This is a genomic window from Ignavibacteriota bacterium, from assembly GCA_016218045.1.
Classification (GTDB): Bacteria; Bacteroidota; Ignavibacteria; order SZUA-365; family SZUA-365; genus JACRFB01.
Genome location: JACRFB010000024.1, coordinates 1 through 20,267 on the forward strand (window position 1 = coordinate 1; position 20,267 = coordinate 20,267).

At 61.2% G+C, this 20,267-nt stretch carries 15 protein-coding genes and 1 tRNA gene; 11 read left to right on the forward strand and 5 right to left on the reverse strand.

What is annotated here, in order from left to right; genetic code table 11:
* The first annotated feature begins 235 nt into the window (after positions 1 to 235).
* Together HY962_07235 and HY962_07240 are read left to right on the forward strand one after the other, a co-directional pair.
* On the forward strand, positions 236 to 1,117 hold the full coding sequence (locus HY962_07235; protein ID MBI5646710.1) for an ABC transporter permease: 882 nt from the start codon (positions 236 to 238) through the stop codon (positions 1,115 to 1,117).
* Positions 1,118 to 1,785: 668 nt separating this feature from the next.
* Positions 1,786 to 2,643: a methyltransferase domain-containing protein gene (locus tag HY962_07240; protein ID MBI5646711.1), complete on the forward strand. Its 858-nt coding sequence runs from the start codon at positions 1,786 to 1,788 to the stop codon at positions 2,641 to 2,643.
* Between the two features lie 123 nt (positions 2,644 to 2,766).
* Here HY962_07240 and udk read toward each other — a convergent pair whose 3' ends face one another.
* The gene (gene udk, locus HY962_07245; protein MBI5646712.1) at positions 2,767 to 3,396 is read right to left on the reverse strand and encodes a uridine kinase; all 630 of its coding nucleotides are present in this window, start codon (positions 3,394 to 3,396) and stop codon (positions 2,767 to 2,769) included.
* 93 nt (positions 3,397 to 3,489) lie between these two features.
* Entirely contained in the window at positions 3,490 to 4,728 is a 1,239-nt protein-coding gene (locus HY962_07250; GenBank protein MBI5646713.1) for an ATP-binding protein, read from the reverse strand.
* Between the two features lie 379 nt (positions 4,729 to 5,107).
* Between HY962_07250 and HY962_07255 the strand changes: the two genes are divergently transcribed.
* On the forward strand, positions 5,108 to 8,335 hold the full coding sequence (locus HY962_07255; GenBank protein ID MBI5646714.1) for a hypothetical protein: 3,228 nt from the start codon (positions 5,108 to 5,110) through the stop codon (positions 8,333 to 8,335).
* A gap of 90 nt (positions 8,336 to 8,425) precedes the next feature.
* Entirely contained in the window at positions 8,426 to 11,668 is a 3,243-nt protein-coding gene (locus HY962_07260) for a T9SS type A sorting domain-containing protein (GenBank protein MBI5646715.1), read from the forward strand.
* Between the two features lie 31 nt (positions 11,669 to 11,699).
* On the opposite strand, the gene HY962_07265 is transcribed toward HY962_07260, so the two are convergent.
* Positions 11,700 to 11,783, reverse strand: a tRNA-Leu gene (locus tag HY962_07265).
* A 64-nt stretch (positions 11,784 to 11,847) separates the two neighbouring features.
* Here HY962_07265 and crcB point away from each other — a divergent pair.
* From crcB to HY962_07280, 3 genes are all read left to right on the forward strand, one after another.
* Positions 11,848 to 12,228 carry a fluoride efflux transporter CrcB gene (crcB, locus tag HY962_07270; GenBank protein ID MBI5646716.1) on the forward strand — a complete coding sequence of 127 codons (381 nt, stop codon included), beginning with the start codon at positions 11,848 to 11,850 and terminating at the stop codon, positions 12,226 to 12,228.
* Position 12,229: 1 nt separating this feature from the next.
* Positions 12,230 to 12,559 (forward strand): DUF190 domain-containing protein, encoded by a 330-nt coding sequence (locus HY962_07275; GenBank protein ID MBI5646717.1) that lies wholly within the window; start codon positions 12,230 to 12,232, stop codon positions 12,557 to 12,559.
* A gap of 210 nt (positions 12,560 to 12,769) precedes the next feature.
* Complete coding sequence (locus tag HY962_07280; protein ID MBI5646718.1) at positions 12,770 to 14,050, forward strand: 3-deoxy-D-manno-octulosonic acid transferase; 1,281 nt, start codon at positions 12,770 to 12,772, stop codon at positions 14,048 to 14,050.
* 171 nt (positions 14,051 to 14,221) lie between these two features.
* Here HY962_07280 and HY962_07285 read toward each other — a convergent pair whose 3' ends face one another.
* Positions 14,222 to 15,016, reverse strand: coding sequence for a hypothetical protein (locus HY962_07285; protein ID MBI5646719.1), 795 nt, complete (start codon positions 15,014 to 15,016; stop codon positions 14,222 to 14,224).
* Between the two features lie 120 nt (positions 15,017 to 15,136).
* Positions 15,137 to 15,412, reverse strand: a complete 276-nt coding sequence (locus HY962_07290; GenBank protein MBI5646720.1) for a hypothetical protein — start codon at positions 15,410 to 15,412, stop codon at positions 15,137 to 15,139.
* A 124-nt stretch (positions 15,413 to 15,536) separates the two neighbouring features.
* Between HY962_07290 and HY962_07295 the strand changes: the two genes are divergently transcribed.
* The 4 genes from HY962_07295 to HY962_07310 all read left to right on the forward strand — a co-directional run bounded on the left by HY962_07295 (position 15,537) and on the right by HY962_07310 (position 19,850).
* Positions 15,537 to 16,085 carry a hypothetical protein gene (locus tag HY962_07295; protein ID MBI5646721.1) on the forward strand — a complete coding sequence of 183 codons (549 nt, stop codon included), beginning with the start codon at positions 15,537 to 15,539 and terminating at the stop codon, positions 16,083 to 16,085.
* A gap of 68 nt (positions 16,086 to 16,153) precedes the next feature.
* Positions 16,154 to 16,729, forward strand: a complete 576-nt coding sequence (locus HY962_07300; protein ID MBI5646722.1) for a hypothetical protein — start codon at positions 16,154 to 16,156, stop codon at positions 16,727 to 16,729.
* A 331-nt stretch (positions 16,730 to 17,060) separates the two neighbouring features.
* Positions 17,061 to 17,540 (forward strand): GNAT family N-acetyltransferase, encoded by a 480-nt coding sequence (locus HY962_07305; GenBank protein MBI5646723.1) that lies wholly within the window; start codon positions 17,061 to 17,063, stop codon positions 17,538 to 17,540.
* 105 nt (positions 17,541 to 17,645) lie between these two features.
* Positions 17,646 to 19,850, forward strand: coding sequence for a DPP IV N-terminal domain-containing protein (locus HY962_07310; GenBank protein MBI5646724.1), 2,205 nt, complete (start codon positions 17,646 to 17,648; stop codon positions 19,848 to 19,850).
* The last annotated feature ends 417 nt before the right edge of the window (positions 19,851 to 20,267 follow it).

The window sequence follows — 20,267 nt, forward strand, 5'->3', positions numbered from 1 at the left end:
GGTTGATCGTCAAACGTGGGCTGTGTACGTTGCTGCATAGCAAGCCTCCGCGAGGTGTGGATGTTTTTGGGCAAACAGAAATCTAAACACCACGTGCGAGGCTTGCTATGTTAAACATCGGGTCTCTCCCGCTGTCCCGCTCTCCCGCTGTCCCGCTCTCCCGCTGTCCCGCTGTCCCGCTGTCCACTTGTTCTCCCGGCGATGAAAAGCTAACTTGGGCTGATAACAAAGGCCTATGAGCGTCCGATACACGTTTCAGGAAAGTCTGGCCGGGTTCCGGCGCAATCGTGCCGCCACGATCATTACGATCTTCACGGTCAGCATTTCCCTATTGCTCCTGGGGGTGTTCGCGATCATTACGCTGAACTTCTCCGCAATCGTCGACCAGATACGCAACCGCGTGGAAGTGGAGGCGTTCCTGCGCGAAGGGCTGTCGGCAGACCAGCACCGCGAACTTGGCGTACGCATGCGCTCGCTCCGTGGTGTCGAGGAGGTGACCTACATCTCCAAGGAAGAAGCCGCAAAAATCTTCCAGAAAGAATTCGGCGAGACGTACGCGGACTTCCTCGACGACAATCCCCTGCCCTCCTCCTTCCGCCTGAAGATGTACGCGGGGTACGACAATCCCGACAGTGTGGCGGCCATCGCCGAGCGGGTCAAACGCATGCGCGGCGTGGAGGATGTCGTATACCGCAAACAATTCCTGTCGCTGATCGACACGCGGGCGCGTGCCTTCAGTTATGCGACCCTGTTTATCGGCATCGTGCTGGGGCTGTCGGCCGTGATACTCGTGGCGAACACGATCCGCCTCACCATCGAGGCCAAACGCGGCATCATCCGCACGATGAAACTGGTGGGCGCCACCTCGATGTTTATCCGCATGCCTTTTGTCATCGAGGGTGTGTTGCACGGCCTCATTGGCGGGGTCCTCGCCTCGATTCTGCTGGGTCTCGTCTTTGCCTTCTTCATCAGTCCCATTTCGGAGGACCTGCTCGTTAATATCGCCGTTGACGCGGTGTTCTATTTTTACCTCATCGTCCTGGGCGCGATACTCGGTCTCGTCGGCAGCGTCGTGTCCATCGGACGCTTCCTCCGCGAAGCGCTCGTTATCCAATAACGATCTGCCGCTGGTCTCGAGGGTCGTAGCTCCTAACACTCGTGTGAGGATATGGGAGAGCGGGAGAGCGGGACAGCGGGAGCGGAACAACGAAATAGTGTCTCGCTGAGCGGAGTCGAAGCGCGACGGGACAGCGGGAGAGCGGGACAGCGGGAGAGCGGGACAGCGGGAGCGGAACAACGAAATAGTGTCTCGCTGAGCGGAGTCGAAGCGCGACGGGACAGCGGGAGCGGAACAACGAAATAGTGTCTCGCTGAGCGGAGTCGAAGCGCGACGGGACAGCGGGACAGCGGGACAGCGGGACAGCGGGAGCGGAACAACGAAATAGTGTCTCGCTGAGCGGAGTCGAAGCGCGACGGGACAGCGGGACAGCGGGAGCGGAACAACGAAATAGTGTCTCGCTGAGCGGAGTCGAAGCGCGACGGGACAGCGGGACAGCGGGAGAGCGGGACAGCGGGACGGATTAGTTGGATGCAATCCGTATTATACGCGTGTTCCTTGTGAGACATCTCGTGGTCTCCTCTTCTCCCGGTCGCATTTCTCTGCCCCTCAGCGTTCTCCTATATCCTAGCTCCTGTATCCTACCTCCTGAAAAACGTATCCTATCTCCTTCAAGACTCGGAACCGATCCCGCGACTTTGCATCCACGAACTGACCGACACAGAAACATGCCCAACTACCCCTTCCATCTCACACCCGGCGGACCACGCCTGGTCACCTACGCCTTCGAAAAGACGGGAGGAAAAAACTGGCGGTACGATGCCGAGATGCTGTACATCGGCAGCAGCTACGGCGAAAATGTTTTTGCCATGGCCGAGCAGTTTCCAGGATCGATAGTCGGCGCTGACGAGGACGCGGAGGCGCTGTTCTTCTGCAAATCGCGTGTCGGCGACCTGCGGCCGCGTGTCTCCTTCAGGATGATGTCGCCCGTCGCGCTCGATCCGCGCGACGGCACCGTCGACGCGGTGATTGTCGACGGGGTTCTTTCGAGCTACAACAAGCGCAAACTGCTGCGCGAGGTGCGGCGTGTGCTGAAGCCCGGGGCTCCGCTGCTTATCGCCGCACCGGTGTGGCTCGAGGACGGTGCGCCCACGGGCATACGGGGCGTGTGGGAGACACGTGAATACACAGTGCCCACACGCGCGGAACTCGCGGACCTGCTCGCCGAATGCGGATTCCGCATCGTGCACGAGAGCGACCAGACACGCGTCCTCGAACCCTTCTACAAGCAGTTCATGACCGACGTGAAAAAATTGGCCGCTGCGGGCTTCGAGGAATTCAAGCAGCACCGCGCGCTCGTGAAACACTACAAACACGAGATCGACATGTACTTCAAACACGGCGGACGGCGCTACATGGGCTATGTCGTGATCGGCGCTCGGGCCGCGGGCGAAGAAGGCGGTGTTCAGAATCCAGAACCCGGCATACGGAGTTCGGAAGCTGAAACAACAGCGCCGGGCGAGGGGATTCAGAATATCGGATCGGATACTCCGCTATCACCGGACGCGGATTTCCCGCTCATGTAAACACCCCGCTCTCCCGTCGCCCCTCGACAAGCTCGGGGTGACACAGCGTTCTGGTCCCGCTGTCCCGTCGCGCTTCGACTCCGCTCAGCGAGACACTATTTCGCTGTTCCGCTCCCGCTGTGCCTACCCCAGCATCCCTTCAATCCACGCGGCGACCACACGCACGGCGATGGCGTTGGTGGCTTCGAAGGGAACGATAAGGTCCGCGTAGCGCTTGCTCGGTGCGACGTACTGTTCGAACATGGGCCGCACGCTCGAGAGGTATTGCTGACGCACACTTTCGACCGAACGTCCGCGTTCGGCGATGTCGCGCTCGAGACGGCGCAGCAGGCGCAGGTCGTCGGTGGCGTCGATAAACAGGCGCAGATCCATCTCCTCGCGCAATTCGGGTTCCGACAGCACGAGGATGCCGTCGACCAGCACCACGGGGCGCGGGAGCAGCGTCACCGTCTCTGCGAGCCGCCTGTGTGTCGAGAAATCGTAGACGGGCTGCTCCACGGGAAGACCCGCCCGCAATGCGCGCAGGTGTTCGACAGCCAGTTCGGTTTCGAGCGCGTCGGGATGGTCGTAATTGATCTTTGCGGGATCCGGCACCGGCATCGCGTCGAGATCGTGATAATAGGCATCGTGCTGGAAGAGCAGGATGGATTCTTCACCAAGCCGGTCCGCCAGTTGCCGGGCAAAGGTCGTTTTTCCGGAACCGCTGCCGCCGGCGATGCCGACAATGATGGTGCGTGTAGTCTGATCGTTCATGATGGACACGAATCTACGACGCGCGCGGCGGTGCGGCAAACGTGCGGGGGCCGGAAGAGACACGCGTCGTACACGCCGCATGGAGAGGGTGGACTACTCCCACAGTTTCCTCACCGGAACGGCATAGATGTTCTCACCGAAACTGATCGTCGCCGTTCCGTCGTAGAGGACCACTCCGGCACAGAAGCGCCCGCCCGCCGCACTGCGGAGTTTGCGCAGTCCACGCAGATCCGCACTGTTGACCGAGGCGGCGGCCTTGACGTCAACACCGCATACCACTCCCTGTCCTTCAATCACAATGTCCACTTCAAAGTCGTCACGATCCCGGTAGTGTGAGAACTCAAGCGGATCCGGACGGAAGCTTGCCTGACGCCGCAATTCCTGGAGTACAAACGTCTCCAGCATGGCACCCATCGTGGCTCGATCCCCCGCCAATGCGGTATCGTCCAGCCCGAGCAGCGCGCATGCCACCCCCGTGTCACACACATGGATCTTCGGCCGTTTCACAAGCCGCTTCAATTTGTTGATGTGCCAGGCCGGAAGCCTCTCGATCAAAAACACACGCTCGAGCAGGGCGACGTGCTCGTGAATAGTCTGTCGTGTCAATTCGAATGGTGCCGCAAGATCGGCGACGTTGATGAGTTGCGCCGTATACGCAGCCGCCAGGCGTAGGAGTTTCGGAAGCGTTTCGAACGACCGTAGTCGGCTCATGTCGCGCACGTCGCGCTGTATTTGCGTCTCGACGTAATCGCGGTACCACATGCGCCGGCGCGCAGGCGTCTTCCGCGCGAGGGCCGCCGGATACCCGCCGGTGACAATGCGTCGCGCGAGTTCACGTCCGAGCGACGTTGACATGCCCGTGTTGAATCGACCACGCAACAGAGCATCGAGAAAACGGGGCCGCCGGTCTTCGATCTCGTTTTGCGCGAGAGGGTGGAGCCGGAGAATACCCATGCGTCCTGCGAGAGAGTCCGCAAGTCCGGGCAGGCGCAGGACATTGGCCGAGCCCGTGAGAATGAACCGCCCCATGACCCTGCGCGTGTCGATCGCGGCCTTGAGCGAGGTGAATATCCCGGGAACACGTTGCACCTCATCGAGTATGGTTCTCGAGGGCAACCCCGCGATAAAGCCGACGGGATCGGCGTTCGCCGCCGCCAATGCAGCGACGTCATCGAAGGAAATGTATGAGTACCCGCGGTGTTCACCCACGATACGCGCCAGCGTTGTCTTCCCGCATTGCCGCGGCCCGTGGATGAGCACGGCAGGCGTGTCACGCAGCGCCTCATGGAGACGCGGCGCAACCAATCGAGGGTATTGTAAGACGCGAGACATGCATAAACGTACGGAGGCGGGCGGCTGAATGCAAGTTTACCGGTCGGCTGAACGCTAGTTCAGGTGTCGGCTGAATGCTAGTTCATGTGTCGGCTGAATGCTAGTTCATGCGTCGGCTGAATGCTAGTTCACGCGTCGGCTGAATAAAAGTTCATGCGTCGGTGACAGACGGGCGTACAGGCCGGTTGTTGATGTATTCGGCGTCGAGCGGGTGCCGGCAACTGTCGGCATCACAGCCATAGGTCATTGATCGAGCAGCGTCGCGCACCCCGCGCACACGCGGCCCGCATACAACACGTGATACGTGGGGAACGATGAATTCCACTTTTTTCGGGACGCCGGGAAGTTCTATTTTCCGCCTGACGTGCAGGAGTGCTTTATGCGACGACTGGCTGTATTGGGAACCATCATTATCTGTTCCATACTGGCGGAGGCGCCCGGACAGAGCGCTGTACAATCGGCATCACCGTCTCGAACGGTCGTGATCGACGACACCGACTCGATAGGCACGGCGGCGCTGCTGATGTGGTTCGGCAACGATGGAACGCTGTCGCACAACGCCATGTACGACGGACCGGGATTCGAATGGCCGCGCGGGAGCGGCCACCATCTGATCTACGCCGAAGGGCCGGTGTTTGGCGGACTCGTACGCGGCGACACCTGCGCAACCGGAGCGTATTTCCGTTCGGCTCTGCAGCCAGGTCCGATACTGCCCGGCGGAACAGCGGCGGATCCCGCCGACCCGCGGCATCACATCTACCTCGCACGGCGCATGCAGCGCGCGACGTTTGCGCAACTGCCGCCGGGTGTGCAGACACGGCTGCGCGCGGACTTCACCACCTGGCCCGCGGACCTCGGCGCCCCGTGGCTCGACCGCAATAATAACGGACGTTACGATCCGAATTTCGAGGCCTGGCTCGACAACAACACCACCTCCGACGAACCGCTGTTCGCGGGCGAACACATCGCATGGTACGTCTCGAACGACCTCGACACGGCGCGCACATCCGCGCTGTTCGGATCCCGTCCGCTCGGCATCGAAGTCCATACCTACATCTGGACACGCGGCGGCCATCCCACTCTCGAGAACACCGTCTTTGTCCGGCATACCGTCATCAACAAAACTCCCGACGCCGTGACGGAATTTGTTCTCGGGCGCTGGACCGACTTCGAGATCGGTTTTGCCGGAGACGATTTTATGGGCTGCGACTCGGTCCGTGGAATGATGTACAGCTACAACAGCGAGGTGTCGGACCCCCTGTACAACGATCCACCCGTGATCGGCACGATACTGTTGCAGGGACCGATCGAGGCCTCGCTTGGTGATACAGCTCTGTGGTCCTTCGGCCGTCGCGCCGGATATCGCAATCTCGGAGTTGGCGGCTTTACAAACGTCATCAAGGGTGTGCGGGGCTACGGCGATCCGCCCACTGCGGGCGCGTCGGCACGCGGGCACGTATACCGCTTTCTGCGCGGGCGCATGTCCACAGGACCGTATCCCATCGATCCGCTGACACACAACGCAACGGCGTTTCCGCTTTCGGGCGATCCGATACACATGCGGGGATGGGTGGACGGACGTGTACACCGCGCATCCGACCGCCGGGGTATCCTCGCGTGCAGCCCCGTGACCTTCCACAGCGGCGATACGCAGGAGGTCGTATATGCGACAGTTGTTGCGCAGGGACCCACACGCGCGGCCGATCTTCGACTGCTGCAGAAGCGGGCCGACGAACTTCATACCGTGTACAATGCGGGAGCGCTCACGTTCACACCGCCCGACATCACAGCGACGGTATCCTATCCCGGCACATCCCAGACCCGCATCGACGTGCGCGGATTCATTCAAGGAGCACTCGCGGCAACCGCGCGTTTTGTGGATGGATTTGGCTCTCCGGTCGCATCCACGACATTGTTTGACGACGGGCTGCACGGCGATGGGCTGGCCGGTGACGGAACCTTTGCGGGCGTGTGGATCACCACACGTCAGGGCCGTGGTGTGGATTGTATCGTTGACGCGGACTATCCGCACACACACACCCTTACGTGGCCGGTCGCCTCGTGCCTCGCGCTCAACGGCCCCTTACACATCGGCGTCCGCATCGTCTCCGATCACCTGAACTTCCTCGCCGACGCGAATCCGGGCGAGGACATCCGGCTGGGCCTCGACGCGCGCAACGACGGCGCATTCCCCGTCGAAGCGCTCCGTGTGTTTCCGGGCGCCTGGGGAATGTACGGCTCGCGCCCGCTCGTTTTTCCCGCCGTCGTCGCGCCAGCATCAACACGCGCACTGCCCTACGACGCCCACGATGTGAACAGCTTCCTCTCGTACACCATTCCCGGCGATACTCCCGTGGGCAGCAGCCTCGCTTTCCCACTGTACACGGAAGACACGACGAATCAGTGCTGGTGCGACACCGCCCGCATCGCCGTCGCCGCACTGCGCGAACCCGTGGCCGATTCGCTCGCGGAACATTTCGCGGGCTACGCAGCAGGCTCACTCGGCTGGCGCGTCGTCGATCGTGCCTCGCTCGACACACACGAGTATCGTGTCACGGTGCGGAGCGCCGACACCGCGATGCATGTGCGCACGGTCAGCATCGAGGACATGACCGCGGGGCGCATCGTGGTCGACGGGGTGTTCCTGCCGGACAGTTTCGCGCATGCAATGCCCTTGGTGGCAGGATGGAAACTCACGGCAGGCAGCACGGACAGAGAAGTCGGGAAAGCCTATGTGATGTACTCCGACGGCACAACGGCGGTCTGCGGCAGTTGGGGCTCGTGGTTCAACACACCCGCGGGAAGTACCACCGACGCCTCGCCGAACTTCACGAGAATACCACTGAGCATTCCGAAACGGTCGCGCAGCACCTGGAAGGAACTCGCGGTCGTGTCAATCGATTTCGATTCCACGCGCGGGCAGGATGTCGTCCGTTACCGCGGAACATCGCTGCAGAGCGCGGCACCGGATGGAAAAGTATCCCTGCCCTTCACGGTCTGGGCCATGCGCGATTCGATACGTGTGCGCCAGTTGAACGCGGGCATCGTGGAATCGACCGCGAGCGGCAGTCTGGACGGGCGCTGGGACAGCGGCGAACAATTGATCGTTTTTTCGTCGACATACTCCACGCCCATCCCGTCCGAGTACACACAGAACATGTTGTACCCGTACAACGGCGCGCTCGACATCCTCTACATCGGATCATACAGCAGCACGGCCGCGTTCGCATCCTTCCGCGACGGCACACACCTGCTGCTCGATTCGCGCATACCGGTCAGCGACGCCGATACGTTTCTCATTCGTCCCGGGCGCCGCGCGGCCCCCGTGCCGCCGCCGAAAAAGTTCGACGTGCGGACGCTGTACCCTCATCCGGCAAGGTCCGGCGCAGTGACGACACTGCTCGTGGACGTTCCTCAGCCCGCGCGCTGCTCGGTGCAGTTGCACAATTCCCTCGGGCGGGTCGTCTCACTCCTCGACACGGAGCTGGATACGGGCACACACACACTCGCGCTTCGCATCCCCGCCTCAATGGCCGCGGGCATGTATCAGCTCGTGCTCGTCAACGGGAGTGCCGTCGTACGGCGGCCCATGCTTCTGCTGCGCTGAGGCGGACGCGACGCTCGAATCGCAACATCAATCACGTGGACACAGGACGTTACAAATACTTCGATCATTCCCAGCGTTACGAGGTTTCCCATGCGACGTGTTTCCATCCCTATCATCGTGCTGTTACTTCTATGCGGACTGCGCGCGGCCGCGCAGGAACGGCCCTTTGTTCCGCAAAGCCCTGCCCGCGTGCTGACCAACGATGCGTACGACAGCATCGGCACGTCGGCATTCACGATGTGGTTCGGGAACAACGGATCGATGATGCACAATCCCGCTACCGACGCCAACGGCTTCGAGTGGCCGAAGGGATCGGGGAAACACGTGGGCTTCAATGCGGGACTCGTGTACGGCTGCATGTACAAGGGCGAACTCCATGCCGGCGGATCGACGTATCGACAGGGTCTGCAGGCGGGAAATATTCAATTCCCCGGACTGCCGTCCGATCCGTCCGATCCCGTACATCACATATATATTGCTCGGCGCATCGGCGCGGCGGAGTACGCCACGCTGACGGGTCCCGAACAACAGCGCCTGCGTGCTGATTTTATGTCGTGGCCCGCAAATCTCGGCGCGCCATGGATCGACAGGAACAGGAACGGTATCTACGATCCCGATTTCGACAGGTGGCTCGCCGACAGCGCCTCGTCCGACGGTCCGTTGCCCCTCGGTGACCAGCTCGCCTGGTTCGTCTCGAACGACATGGAGGCGAGCCGCACCTTAAATCTGTACGGCACGGAGCCCATCGGACTCGAAATACAGACATTGCTCTGGACGTGGTCCACCGTACCATCGCTGGTGAATATGGTGTTCGTGAAACACACCCTGATCAACAAGTCCCGGGATTCGTACGATAACATGTTCATCGGCCGCTGGGGCGATCCCGACATCGGGAGCCCGAACGACGACCTCGCGGGGTGTGACACGACGCGCGATCTCATGTATGTGTACAACGGCAACCGCGTGGACAAGTTGTACGGCGATCCGCCGGCATTCGGCACCGTGCTGCTGCAGGGGCCCATCGTCCGCGCCTCCGAGCGGGAGGCACACTGGAACTTCGGTTTACGCGTCAATGCGATGAACCTCCGCATGTCCGCATTCACGTATTACGTTGCGGCCGATATGCAGTATCGCGATCCGCAACTCGGTCTGGCGGCCGGCTCCTCGCAGATGTATTATTCTCTCCGAGGACGCCTGTTCGACGGGACCGCGCAGATCAATCCAACGACGGGCCGGACATCAACGTATTCACTCACGGGTGATCCCGTGACGGGACGCGGCTGGCTCGACGGACAACGGTTCCGCATGGGCGACCGGCGCATTGTGCTGGGAAGCGGACCGTTCACGATGGCACCAGGCGACACGCAGGAAGTGGTGTTTGCGGACATCGTCGCGCAGGGACCGACAACGACGCGCGACATTCTCGCCTTGCGTGACGCTGCGGATGCCGCACACATACGCCACGCTCACCCCAACATCGGGATTCCCGACATCGCGGTCAGAATGCGGTACCCGGATGCTAACACCGCCGAGGTACACATGACAGGTCGTATGCAGGGCGCGGCGGGTAGCATCCCCATCGTCTTCCGCACGGGCGACGGTGTGTTGCACAATCGGGGCGTGCTTCTGGATGACGGCCTGCACGAGGATGGCGCGGCGAATGACGGCGTGTATGGCGGAAGCTACTCCACCACACGGGCGCCCTTCGGACTCGATTGTTTCGTGTCGGTCTCCACTGGTCAACAGAACGATCCGATGGAGTGGCCCATTGCGCGCTGTCTTCCACTCTCGGGGCCGATACACATCACCGATGTTTTTGTGCAATCGGATCACCTGAATTCCGACGGACACGCGAATCCCGGAGAGAACGTGCGCATCGGAGTAACGGTTGGGAACCAAACGTCGTTCACTCTCGATACGCTCGAGATACTCGACGACGGATTCCTGCCCGGGACGATGCCCTGGATGCAGCTCGACACACGTCTCGAGCCCGGCCGAGCGCGCACGATCGCGTACAACATGCACGACTCAGCCACCTTCGCGACCGTCGACGTCCCGGGGACTTTCCCCGTCGGCGAACGCCTCCCGCTGCCCTTCCTGTTGCGCGACGGAGCGAATCAATGCTGGTGCGACACTGCGCGTCTGCTTGTGGAGCAGCCCGCCGAAGCGCCGGTCGATTCGCTCGCGATTCATGCGGCGGGCAATGCCGTGGGCACACTCGGCTGGCGTATCACCGACCGCGCGCTGCTTGAGGACCACACGTACCGCATCACGATTCGTGAGAGCGATCCCCTGCTGACACGCCGCACCGTGACGATTTTCGACATGACGGCATGGCGCGATGTGGTGGTGGATGCACCGTTTCCTGATCGTTATGCACATCTGATGCCCTCGAGCGACGGCTGGAAATTACACGCAGGAACGAGCACCGAGCGTCGGTTGTACGATGACGGTAGCGGCCCGGAAGTCGAACTCGTCCGCAGAACCTCCGAACTCGACCGCTGGTTGACGCCCGCCGTTGAAATCGAAACCGGAATCACATGGGGCTGGGGGAGCAAGGTGAAATGGTTTCAACAACGGCCCATGCGCATTGTGTTCGACCCCGCGCGAACGCAGAAAGCACATTTGTACCTGCGCGGCGGTAATCCCAATTATGCCTACAGCGGCTACCACGACGTGCCGTTTACGGTATGGGACATATCGGACACACTGCGGCCGCGACAGGCGAACGCGGCATTTGTTGAACAGAAAGGCGGGCTGCGCCAGAACAACACGTGGGATCCCATAACACAAGGCGATCGCGAATACCTGTTTCTGTTCACGTCGGACTACTCCGACACGCCACAGGACCTGTACACACGCACGCCGATTTTCCCCAATGGCGCGGCGACGTTCGATCTTCAGTACGCAACATGGCTGTGGCGTGACACCGTGGCCGGGGCGCTTCCACCGGGCTTCAGCATCACGGTCATCCCGCTTGTCCCCGTCTCCTCCGTGGACACGTTCTACGTGAATCCAAAGGGGCGTGTCAACGGCATCGAGACGCGCACGCCGGACCGGCGACTCGACATCGGATCGCTGTATCCGAATCCCGCGCGGGTGGGCGCGGTCGTCCACCTGCCCGTGAACAGCAGCACACGCAGCACGCTCCGTATCAGCGTGTACGACGCGCTCGGAAGGCGCGCGGCTGCGCCGACGGACGCGACGGCGCACCCCGGCCGGACCATACTCCCCGTTCCGCAGACCGCACATCTCCGCAGCGGCGTGTACCGGATCGTGATCGAGGATGGAGCGGGAGCGCAGCGCACCATCCCGTTACTCGTGCACCAGTAAAACGTAACGGTCCGACAAAGTCGGACCGTTGTGCCTGGAACAGGAGTCGAACCTGCACGCCCTTGCGGACACTACACCCTGAATGTAGCGCGTCTGCCAATTCCGCCATCCAGGCGCGATTCCAAATATAGCACGATATGCAGGTGGAATGCAAGCGATGCTTCGATGCAGATTGCGGCATGAAATACATCGTGATTGCACTCGGAGGCGGAATCGGCTCGGTACTGCGTTACACGCTCGGCGGGTGGGTGCAGACGTGGAGCGGGAGCGCGGCGTTTCCGTGGGGCACGCTGGCCGTGAATCTGCTCGGGTGTTTCATCATCGGACTCGTATCCCAGCTTGCGGAGGGCCGCGGGGGCTTCTCCGCCGAGACACGCCTTTTCCTTGTGGTCGGACTCCTCGGAGGGTTCACCACCTTCTCCGCCTTCGGCAACGAGACACTCAACCTGCTGCGCGACGGCGAACACGTCTACGCCGTCCTCAACGCTGCCGGAAATCTCCTCATCGGACTCGCGGCCGTTTGGCTGGGTCGCGCCGCCGCATTCGCACTCTGGAGGTGATATGACACTACCCGCGGAAGGCTGCCTGCTTCGTGTTTTCCTCGGTGAGACCGACCGGCACGACGGGCGCCCCCTCTACGAATGGATTGTCGCCGAGGCGCGCGCGCAAGGACTCGCCGGCGCGACCGCGCTGCGCGGCCTCATGGGTTTCGGCGCACACAGCCGCGTCATTCACACGTTCAAAATCGAGTTTCTCTCGGAAGATCTTCCCGTCGTGGTGGAGCTTGTCGACACACGCGAAAAACTCGAGGAATTTCTCGGACGTATCGAGCCCTTCCTGCACGGCGGCCTGGCCACCCTGGAAAAAGTCGAGGTGCGGTTTTATCGGTGAGGATGGTGCTAATTCAATCCGTGAGCTGACAGTACTTCCTGTTTTTCCTCACGCTCGTGTGAGGAGGAAGGAGACAGGATTCAGGAGACACGGCTCGATCCAGTTTCTTTCTCCTGTCTCCTATTTCCTGTATCCTCACGCTCGTGTGAGGAGGAAGGCATGAATCGTCCAATAAGTCCGGTGAGATGCGTATATTGCCGTCCCGCCGCCATGACCCGCTTCCTCTACCGATACATCATTTTCCCCGTCCTGTGGATAGGATTGCGCGTACTCGCGCTGCTGCATCCGAAGGCGCGGAAGGGACTCGAGGGACGGCGCCATGTGTTTGCGGACCTGGCGCGCTTCCTGGAGGAAAAGCCCTGTCCCCTGCGCGCGTGGGTGCACGTCTCGTCGATGGGCGAGTTCGAGCAGGCCAAACCCATCATCGAGGCCTTGAAGCAGGCCGTGCCCGAACTCTGCGTGGTGGTCACCTTTTTCTCGCCGTCGGGCTATGAGAACAGCAGGCGCTACCCGCATGCGGACTTCTCGACGTACATCCCGATCGACACGGCCCGCAACGCCGCGCGTTTCCTGGATCTGCTCAAGCCCGACATCGCCTTGTTCATCCGTTACGACGTCTGGCCGAATCACCTCTGGGCATGCCACGACCGAGGCATTCCCGCGCTGCTTGCAAACGCCACGATGCGCGACAATTCCGCGCGCCTCTGGCCCGGTGCGCGCTCCTTCCATCGCGCGGTATTCGACGCCTTCGAGTCCATCGTCACGATCTCAGAACGCGACGCGCAGAACTTCGCACGTTTCGGCCTGCGGCACGCGGCCATCGAGACCGCGGGAGACACACGTTTTGACAGGGTCTCGGGCAAGGCCGAACAGGCGCGTATCAAGCGCCTGCTGCCCGAACGCATCAAGGAAGGGCGCCGCATACTCGTGGCCGGCAGCAGTTGGCAGGAAGACGAGGACGCGCTGCTTCCCGCCGTCTTCACCCTGCTGAAATACGATCCGACCTTCCTCTGCATCATCGTCCCGCACGAACCCACGATCGAACATCTCGAGACACTCGAATACCGCCTGCGCGGCCGCGCCGAATCGATCCGCTTCTCGTACCTGCAGAATTGGGACGGTGAACGCGTCCTGCTCGTCGACAGCATCGGCATCCTTCTCCCGCTCTACGCATCTGCCGACGCGGCCTTTGTCGGCGGCGGGTTCCGCAGCAACGTGCACAACACGCTCGAACCCGCCGTGTACGGCATCCCCGTCGTGTACGGACCAAAAATCCACAACAGCCAGGAAGCCCGCGAACTGCAGGAGGCGGGAGGCAGCTTCATCGTCTCGAACCGCCGCGACGTGTACCGCGTGCTCCGCCGCCTCTTCTCAGACGAACCCTTCCGCGCGCAGACAGGCGAGGCCGCGGGCGCCTTTGTGCGCGCGCGCTCGGGCGCGACCGAACGCCTCGTCGTGCGTGTCCTTCCCTATCTGAACACGCAGGAATAATCAGGACTGCGCCTCCGGGCAGCACTTTCGGCGGAACGGCACACACGCTCCTGATCCACATACGCATCGGATGAACCCGTGCCAGTACCGGAGATCCGATAATAGGACGAGTTCATCCGATATTATTCGACACCATGCGCGGATGGCGCACGATGAGGTGTGCGCCTGTATCTACTTGAGCGCGCCCGCGATGATGAGAGCCAGGCCCGCCACGGCCGAGACGATCACGCCGACGAACATCCATTTCACGGCGCCTTCCTTGCCGCGCGTCAGTTCCTCTTCCGACTTCACGGACACGATGAAGGGTTTGCCTTTTTCCTGCGGCAGCACCATCGCGAGTTCGCCGCCGGTATCACAGGCGTCTCCGAGGATGTAGAGCTGGCGGCCGAGAGGAATGATCGACTCGTGGTACTCGTAACCGAGCACGCGGCGTCCGCTGCCGCCGAAGCCACCGAGCGAGAAGGTGAAGCCGCCGAACTGCAGTCCGGTCATGCCCGCGCGGTACGGCTCGTATTTGTTGACCACACTCACGGCGTCGACACTCGCGCCCGCGGTGTCGACCGTGATGCTGCCCGTGCCGTCGTCGAGCGAGAAACGCACGGCCTGCGTGTTTGAGGTGACAACCGTGGTCGAGGTGCGTGTGCGCGTGCTGCTGCGCCCCTGCGAATCCGTCTCGGTATACGTCTCCTCGTAGCGCTCGGAGACCGACATCGAATAGTACACGCAGTCCTGTCCGCTCAGTTCGCCCTTCAACGGGGTGTCGCAGCGGCAGACCCCTTTCACTTCGGCCTGTTGTCGGAAGCCGCCGGGGCCGATTTCAGCGGCGATGGATTTCTGCAGGTCTGAAAGTTCCGCGACTGTCGATGTTTTGACGAACTTGATTTCGAGCAACTGGTCCTGCTGTTTTTTCCGAAGGAAAAGCAGCAGACCGGCGAGTGCAAGAAGAACGATTCCAACGATGATCATGGGTGCTCCCGTTCGTGTCGGTGAAAACGCAAGTCGTATGCGACGGCGCGCGCCCGCGGAATCGATGTGTCCCGCGGGCGCGTGTGTCGAGAGTCAATACTGTAAAGTCCCGGCCGGGGATCAGGATTTCTGATCGCCGTCTTCGGCTTCCTCTTCCCCTTCCTCTTCGCCTTCCTCCTCGTAGTAATCGAGTTCATCGTAGGCATCGAGGATAAGCGCGTTCAGATCCAGAACGGCGTCGATCTTGTCGTCGGCGACGAAGGTCTGCAGCAACTGCACCGCGGCACCGAGGCGCTGTTCCGCATCCTCCATGTCGAAGATGGAATCGAGAACCTGTTTGACTTCTTCTTCGCCGAGATTGAGAAATCCCTTCGCGACAGCTTCTTCAATCGTCATGGGTCACTCCTGTTGAATGGTTGTGGCACATGTCGCAACATACCATTTTTTCCGGTTTCCGCGTCATGCGGTTTTGCTCGGCGGTGGCAATCGCTATATTCACTGCCTTACACGTCCCATCGCAATGACCCGCTCCCTCCGCCTGCCCTCCGCCCTCCTCTGTTTTCTGCTTGTCGCCGCAGCCATGCACGGGCAGACGGTCGAGGCGCGGTCCACCGCGCGGCATGCGGGCGCCGTGAGCGCGCACCTTGCGCTGGGCACCACCAACGGCGCGCGCGCCGGCCTGCGGTATCATCTTTCGTCGTCGCTCTCCGCGGAACTCTCGTTCGGGTATGTGCGCTTCACGGTGCTGCGCACGGGGACGGTACAGGAGTTGTCACAGGACGCGTCGGCGGCGAGCGCGGGCGTGAACCTGCACACACACGCGGGCAACGACATCTCGCCCTTCTTTTCGTTCATCGTGACACAGGCATGGGCCACCAAACGCCTGAATGAATTCGTGACCCAGCGACGATTTTCCCTCACCGCTACAACCGGCGCGGAACTCGACGTGCTCCCGCGCCTCTCGTGTTTTTTCCGTGTCGGTCCCTCGGTGCATTTCCTGTCGCGCAGCGAATCGCGCAGAGGACAGGTGCACGTACATTTCGACGCGGGACTCGGCTGGACCTTCTGACCCACGCGAGCATTCCCCCGCCCGCGCCGCAGATCACCGCATACTCCGTATCCTCCGCCGCTTCGACCATGATTACCGGCATTCCCTTCACGACGAGTACTCTGGCGTACACCGCCGCCTTGTGTATTGCGCTCATGGCATTCGCAGTTCCGCACCTGCACGCCCAGCAGGCGGCGCCCGCGCCCTTCGTAACGGGCGCGGGCGAGGACTACCTTGTGGTCATGGGCGTGGGCATGGCAAACGGCGCCCGCCTGGGCGTGCAGTACCGTGTAGCACCCCAGCTCGAGGCCGAGGCTTCGTTCGGGTATGTGCGCATGATCAACTACCTCGCATTTCCGAATAAACCCGCCACATCCATCGGTATCACACCCTCGCTCGGCATTTCCTTCCTCTCGACCGATGCACCGTCCACCAAGGCGCTCGCGAGTTTTCTCGTCTCGTATCAGGTCGGTTCAAAAAAGATCGTGTGGGCGCATGAGCGGCGCATCGTGTTCAGTCTCTGTATCGGATCGGAACTCCGTCTCGTGGACAACATGGTGCTGCAACTCCGCGCCGGACCGTCCATGCACATCCTCCTTCAACCCATCCGCGGCATAGTGCAGACCTTCATGCACTACGACGGCGGCCTGGGGTGGAGGTTTTAGGTGGGCTCCGCACGCTCCCGTAAGGACACAGGAGACAGGAAACAGGAGACTGATCTTGACTGGAAGGCCTCCTGCCTCCTGTATCCTGTCTCCTCACGCTCGTGTTAGGAGACAGGAGGAAGGAGTCAGGAGACACGGCCCGAATCAGTGCCTGCCTCCTGTAGCCTGGATCCTCACACTCCCGTAAGGACACAGGAGACAGATCCTGACTCGAAGGCCTCCTGCCTCCTGTATCCTGTCTCCTCACGCGGACAGAGTAGACCGATCTACCCAACTACCATCTACCAACTACCATCTACTCATCTACCACGAATCCACCCCCGGAATCCCCATGCCCAACGTAATCGTTCGTGCCGCCGAAGCCGAAGACTCCCGCACCTTCCTCCGGCTGATTGAAGCACTCGCGGAATATGAATCCCTCACCCCGCCCGACGCGGATGCGCAGGAGCGGCTGCTCCGCGACGCATTCGGCGAGAAACGAAGAATCGAAGCATGGCTTGTGGAAGTGGACGGAGTGGCCGCGGGCTACGCCATCGTTTTCGAGACCTACAGCAGCTTTCTCGCCTTGCCCACCCTCTACCTCGAGGACATCTTCGTTCTGCCCTCCTACAGGGGCTGCGGGGCCGGAAAAGCCCTGTTCCTGGCACTGGCACGACTCGCCCGCGAACGCAATTGCGGCCGGATGGAGTGGACCGTCCTCGACTGGAACCGCCTCGCCCTCGATTTCTACGAACGCCTCGGTGCGCGGCACATGCGCGAGTGGCTGCTGTATCGGCTGACGGCCGAGGATCTGGCTGCGCTGGGCGAGTGAACGGGGAAGGGGGAAGGGGGAAGAGGGAAGGGAGAAGGCGTTGCGACGATAGGAGGATCGGAGGTACATTTCTGTTTGTTTCCACTTTCGCACAAAGGATAAACCATGTCCCTGTTCCGCCGTTCCCTTCTCCACACCGCGCTGCTCTGCGCGCTCCCCGCCCTGCTGCTTGTCGCGCAGAAGAAACCCGTCACCTTGTCGGACGCGTTCATGAACCGCGACCTTGCGGGTGGAGGACGCGGCGGCGGATATACCTGGCTGAAAAACGGGACGCAGTACTCGATCACCAAACGTGATTCGGGGGCGATGTCGCAGAGTATCTACGCCGTGGACGCGGAGACGGGCAAGGAGGCGAAACTCGTGGATTTGTCGGGGCTGAAAAAACCCGGCAAAGATTCACCGTTCACGTTCCAGAGTTATTCGTGGAGTCCCGACCAGACCAAACTCGTCTTCACTCTTTCGGTGAAGCGGCTCTGGCGCCGATCGACACTGGGTGAATACGCGGTGTACGATATCGCGTCGAAAAAACTCACCGTGCTGCCTAAACACGGCGACGGCCTGCGCAACGTGAAGGTGTCGCCCGACGGCGCATGGGTGGGGTACGTGGCCGCCGACAATATCTGGGTGATGAACCTCGCGAGCGGCGAGGAGACCCAGCTCACCAACGACGCGCAGGAGAACGTGTACAACGGCCGCTTCGGCTGGGTGTACGAAGAGGAATTCAGCATCACCGACGGCTGGCAGTGGTCGCCTGATTCGAAACGTATCGCGTTCTGGCAGGAGGATGAGCGCGGGGTCCCCGAGTACAAGATGACGGATTGGACATCGCTGCATCTCGAGTTTGTGCCGATCCGCTACCCGAAACCGGGCGACGCGAATCCGATCGAAAAAATCGGCGTGATAGATGTCGCATCCCGCGCGCGCACGTGGATGGATCTCGGTTCGGAGACCGACATCTACGTTCCGCGCATCATGTGGACGCAGGATCCCGCAACACTCTGCATCTACCGCCTCAATCGTCTGCAGAATCATCTGGAACTGCTTTTCGCGGACGCCGCCACGGGCAAGTCCCGCGTCGTGCTCGAGGAAAAATCGGCGACGGGATGGATCGACATCGAAAACTTCGGCTACCTCAAGTTTCTCACCAAAAAGAAGCAGTTTATCTGGAATTCAGAACGCGACGGGTGGAATCACGCGTACCTGTTCAACACCGACGGCACACTTGTGAACCAGATCACCAAAGGCGCCTTCGAAATCACTCAGATCGCGGGCCTTTCGCCGGATGAAAAGGTGCTGTACTACGTGTCGACGGAAGTGTCGCCGCTGGAGCGTCACCTGTACTCGATCCGGCTTGACGGCGGAAAGAAGAAAAAACTGAGCGTCGAGGCGGGCTCGCACTCGTTCTCGATGAGTCCCACCTGCGCGCTGTACAGCGATGCATGGTCGAGCATCGACGCGCCGTCGAAGGCCGTGATGCGCAACATCGACGGCGAGGAGCTGCGCGTGATCAGCGAGGCCAAACGCGAGACCTTCGCCGCGTACCGCTGGTCGCAGAAGGAGCTGTTCACGGTGAAGACGGCCGACGGTCTCGAGCTGCAGTGCTCGATGCTGAAGCCGCCGGACTTCGATCCGGCCAAGAAGTACCCCGTGTATTTCGACGTGTACGGCGGACCCGGCACGCAGGCCGTGCGCAATGCGTGGCCCGGCGCGATGCATCAGTACATCGCAAACGAGGGTTTCATCGTGGTGCAGTGCGACAACCGCGGCAGCAGCGGACGCGGCACGGATTTCAAACACCGCGTGTATAAACAGCTCGGCAAGTGGGAGGCGAACGATTACGTCGAGACCGCGAAGTATCTCTCGGCCCTGCCCTTCGTCGATGCGCGCAACATCGTGATCTGGGGCTGGAGCTACGGCGGTTACATGGCGGCTCTGACCATGTTGCTCGGGGCGGACCATTTCAGCGCGGGTGTGGCCGTCGCGCCTGTCACGGATTGGAAGTTCTACGACACGATCTACGCCGAGCGGTTTATGCAGCGCCCTGCCGACAATCCCGACGGTTACAAGGCGGGTTCCTGTCTCGAGCATGCGAAGCTCCTGAAGGGCAAGCTCTATCTCATTCATGGAGGCATGGACGACAATGTGCACCTGCAGAATATGATGCAGTTTGTGGACCGCCTCCATCAGGCCAACAAGAACTATGAGTTGCGTATCTATCCCCGTGGGGATCACGGGGTCGCCGACGGCGGCACGACGATGGGGTTGTATGAGTCGTTTATGTCGTTCTTCCGGAAGGTGTTGGTGCAGTAGTTGGTAGATGGTAGTTGGGTAGGCCGATCTATTCAAATCGTGTGAGGAGACAGGAGACAGGATACAGGAGACAGGCACTGATTCGGCCCCTGTCTCCTGACTCCTTCCTCCTGACTCCTCACGCGACTGTGAGGAGACAGGATACTGGAGACAGGCACTGATTCGGCCCCTGTCTCCTGACTCCTTCCTCCTGACTCCTAACGCGAGTGTGAGGAGACAGGATACTGGAGACAGGAGACATGCACTGATTCGGCCCCTGTCTCCTGACTCCTTCCTCCTGACTCCTGACGCGAGTGTGAGGAGACAGGATACTGGAGACATGCACTGATTCGGCCCCTGTCTCCTGACTCCTTCCTCCTGACTCCTGACGCGAATGAACAGATCCAACGATCTAGTGTTTTCCCGCAGTAGACAAAA

Excerpts from the sequence above, each read along its gene's own strand:
- HY962_07235 (MBI5646710.1), top strand. The coding sequence starts at position 236 with ATGAGCGTCCGATACACGTTTCAGGAAAGTCTGGCCGGGTTCCGGCGC.
- HY962_07240 (MBI5646711.1), top strand. The coding sequence starts at position 1,786 with ATGCCCAACTACCCCTTCCATCTCACACCCGGCGGACCACGCCTGGTC.
- udk (MBI5646712.1), bottom strand. The coding sequence starts at position 3,396 with ATGAACGATCAGACTACACGCACCATCATTGTCGGCATCGCCGGCGGC.
- HY962_07250 (MBI5646713.1), bottom strand. The coding sequence starts at position 4,728 with ATGTCTCGCGTCTTACAATACCCTCGATTGGTTGCGCCGCGTCTCCAT.
- HY962_07255 (MBI5646714.1), top strand. The coding sequence starts at position 5,108 with ATGCGACGACTGGCTGTATTGGGAACCATCATTATCTGTTCCATACTG.
- HY962_07260 (MBI5646715.1), top strand. The coding sequence starts at position 8,426 with ATGCGACGTGTTTCCATCCCTATCATCGTGCTGTTACTTCTATGCGGA.
- crcB (MBI5646716.1), top strand. The coding sequence starts at position 11,848 with ATGAAATACATCGTGATTGCACTCGGAGGCGGAATCGGCTCGGTACTG.
- HY962_07275 (MBI5646717.1), top strand. The coding sequence starts at position 12,230 with ATGACACTACCCGCGGAAGGCTGCCTGCTTCGTGTTTTCCTCGGTGAG.
- HY962_07280 (MBI5646718.1), top strand. The coding sequence starts at position 12,770 with ATGACCCGCTTCCTCTACCGATACATCATTTTCCCCGTCCTGTGGATA.
- HY962_07285 (MBI5646719.1), bottom strand. The coding sequence starts at position 15,016 with ATGATCATCGTTGGAATCGTTCTTCTTGCACTCGCCGGTCTGCTGCTT.
- HY962_07290 (MBI5646720.1), bottom strand. The coding sequence starts at position 15,412 with ATGACGATTGAAGAAGCTGTCGCGAAGGGATTTCTCAATCTCGGCGAA.
- HY962_07295 (MBI5646721.1), top strand. The coding sequence starts at position 15,537 with ATGACCCGCTCCCTCCGCCTGCCCTCCGCCCTCCTCTGTTTTCTGCTT.
- HY962_07300 (MBI5646722.1), top strand. The coding sequence starts at position 16,154 with ATGATTACCGGCATTCCCTTCACGACGAGTACTCTGGCGTACACCGCC.
- HY962_07305 (MBI5646723.1), top strand. The coding sequence starts at position 17,061 with ATGCCCAACGTAATCGTTCGTGCCGCCGAAGCCGAAGACTCCCGCACC.
- HY962_07310 (MBI5646724.1), top strand. The coding sequence starts at position 17,646 with ATGTCCCTGTTCCGCCGTTCCCTTCTCCACACCGCGCTGCTCTGCGCG.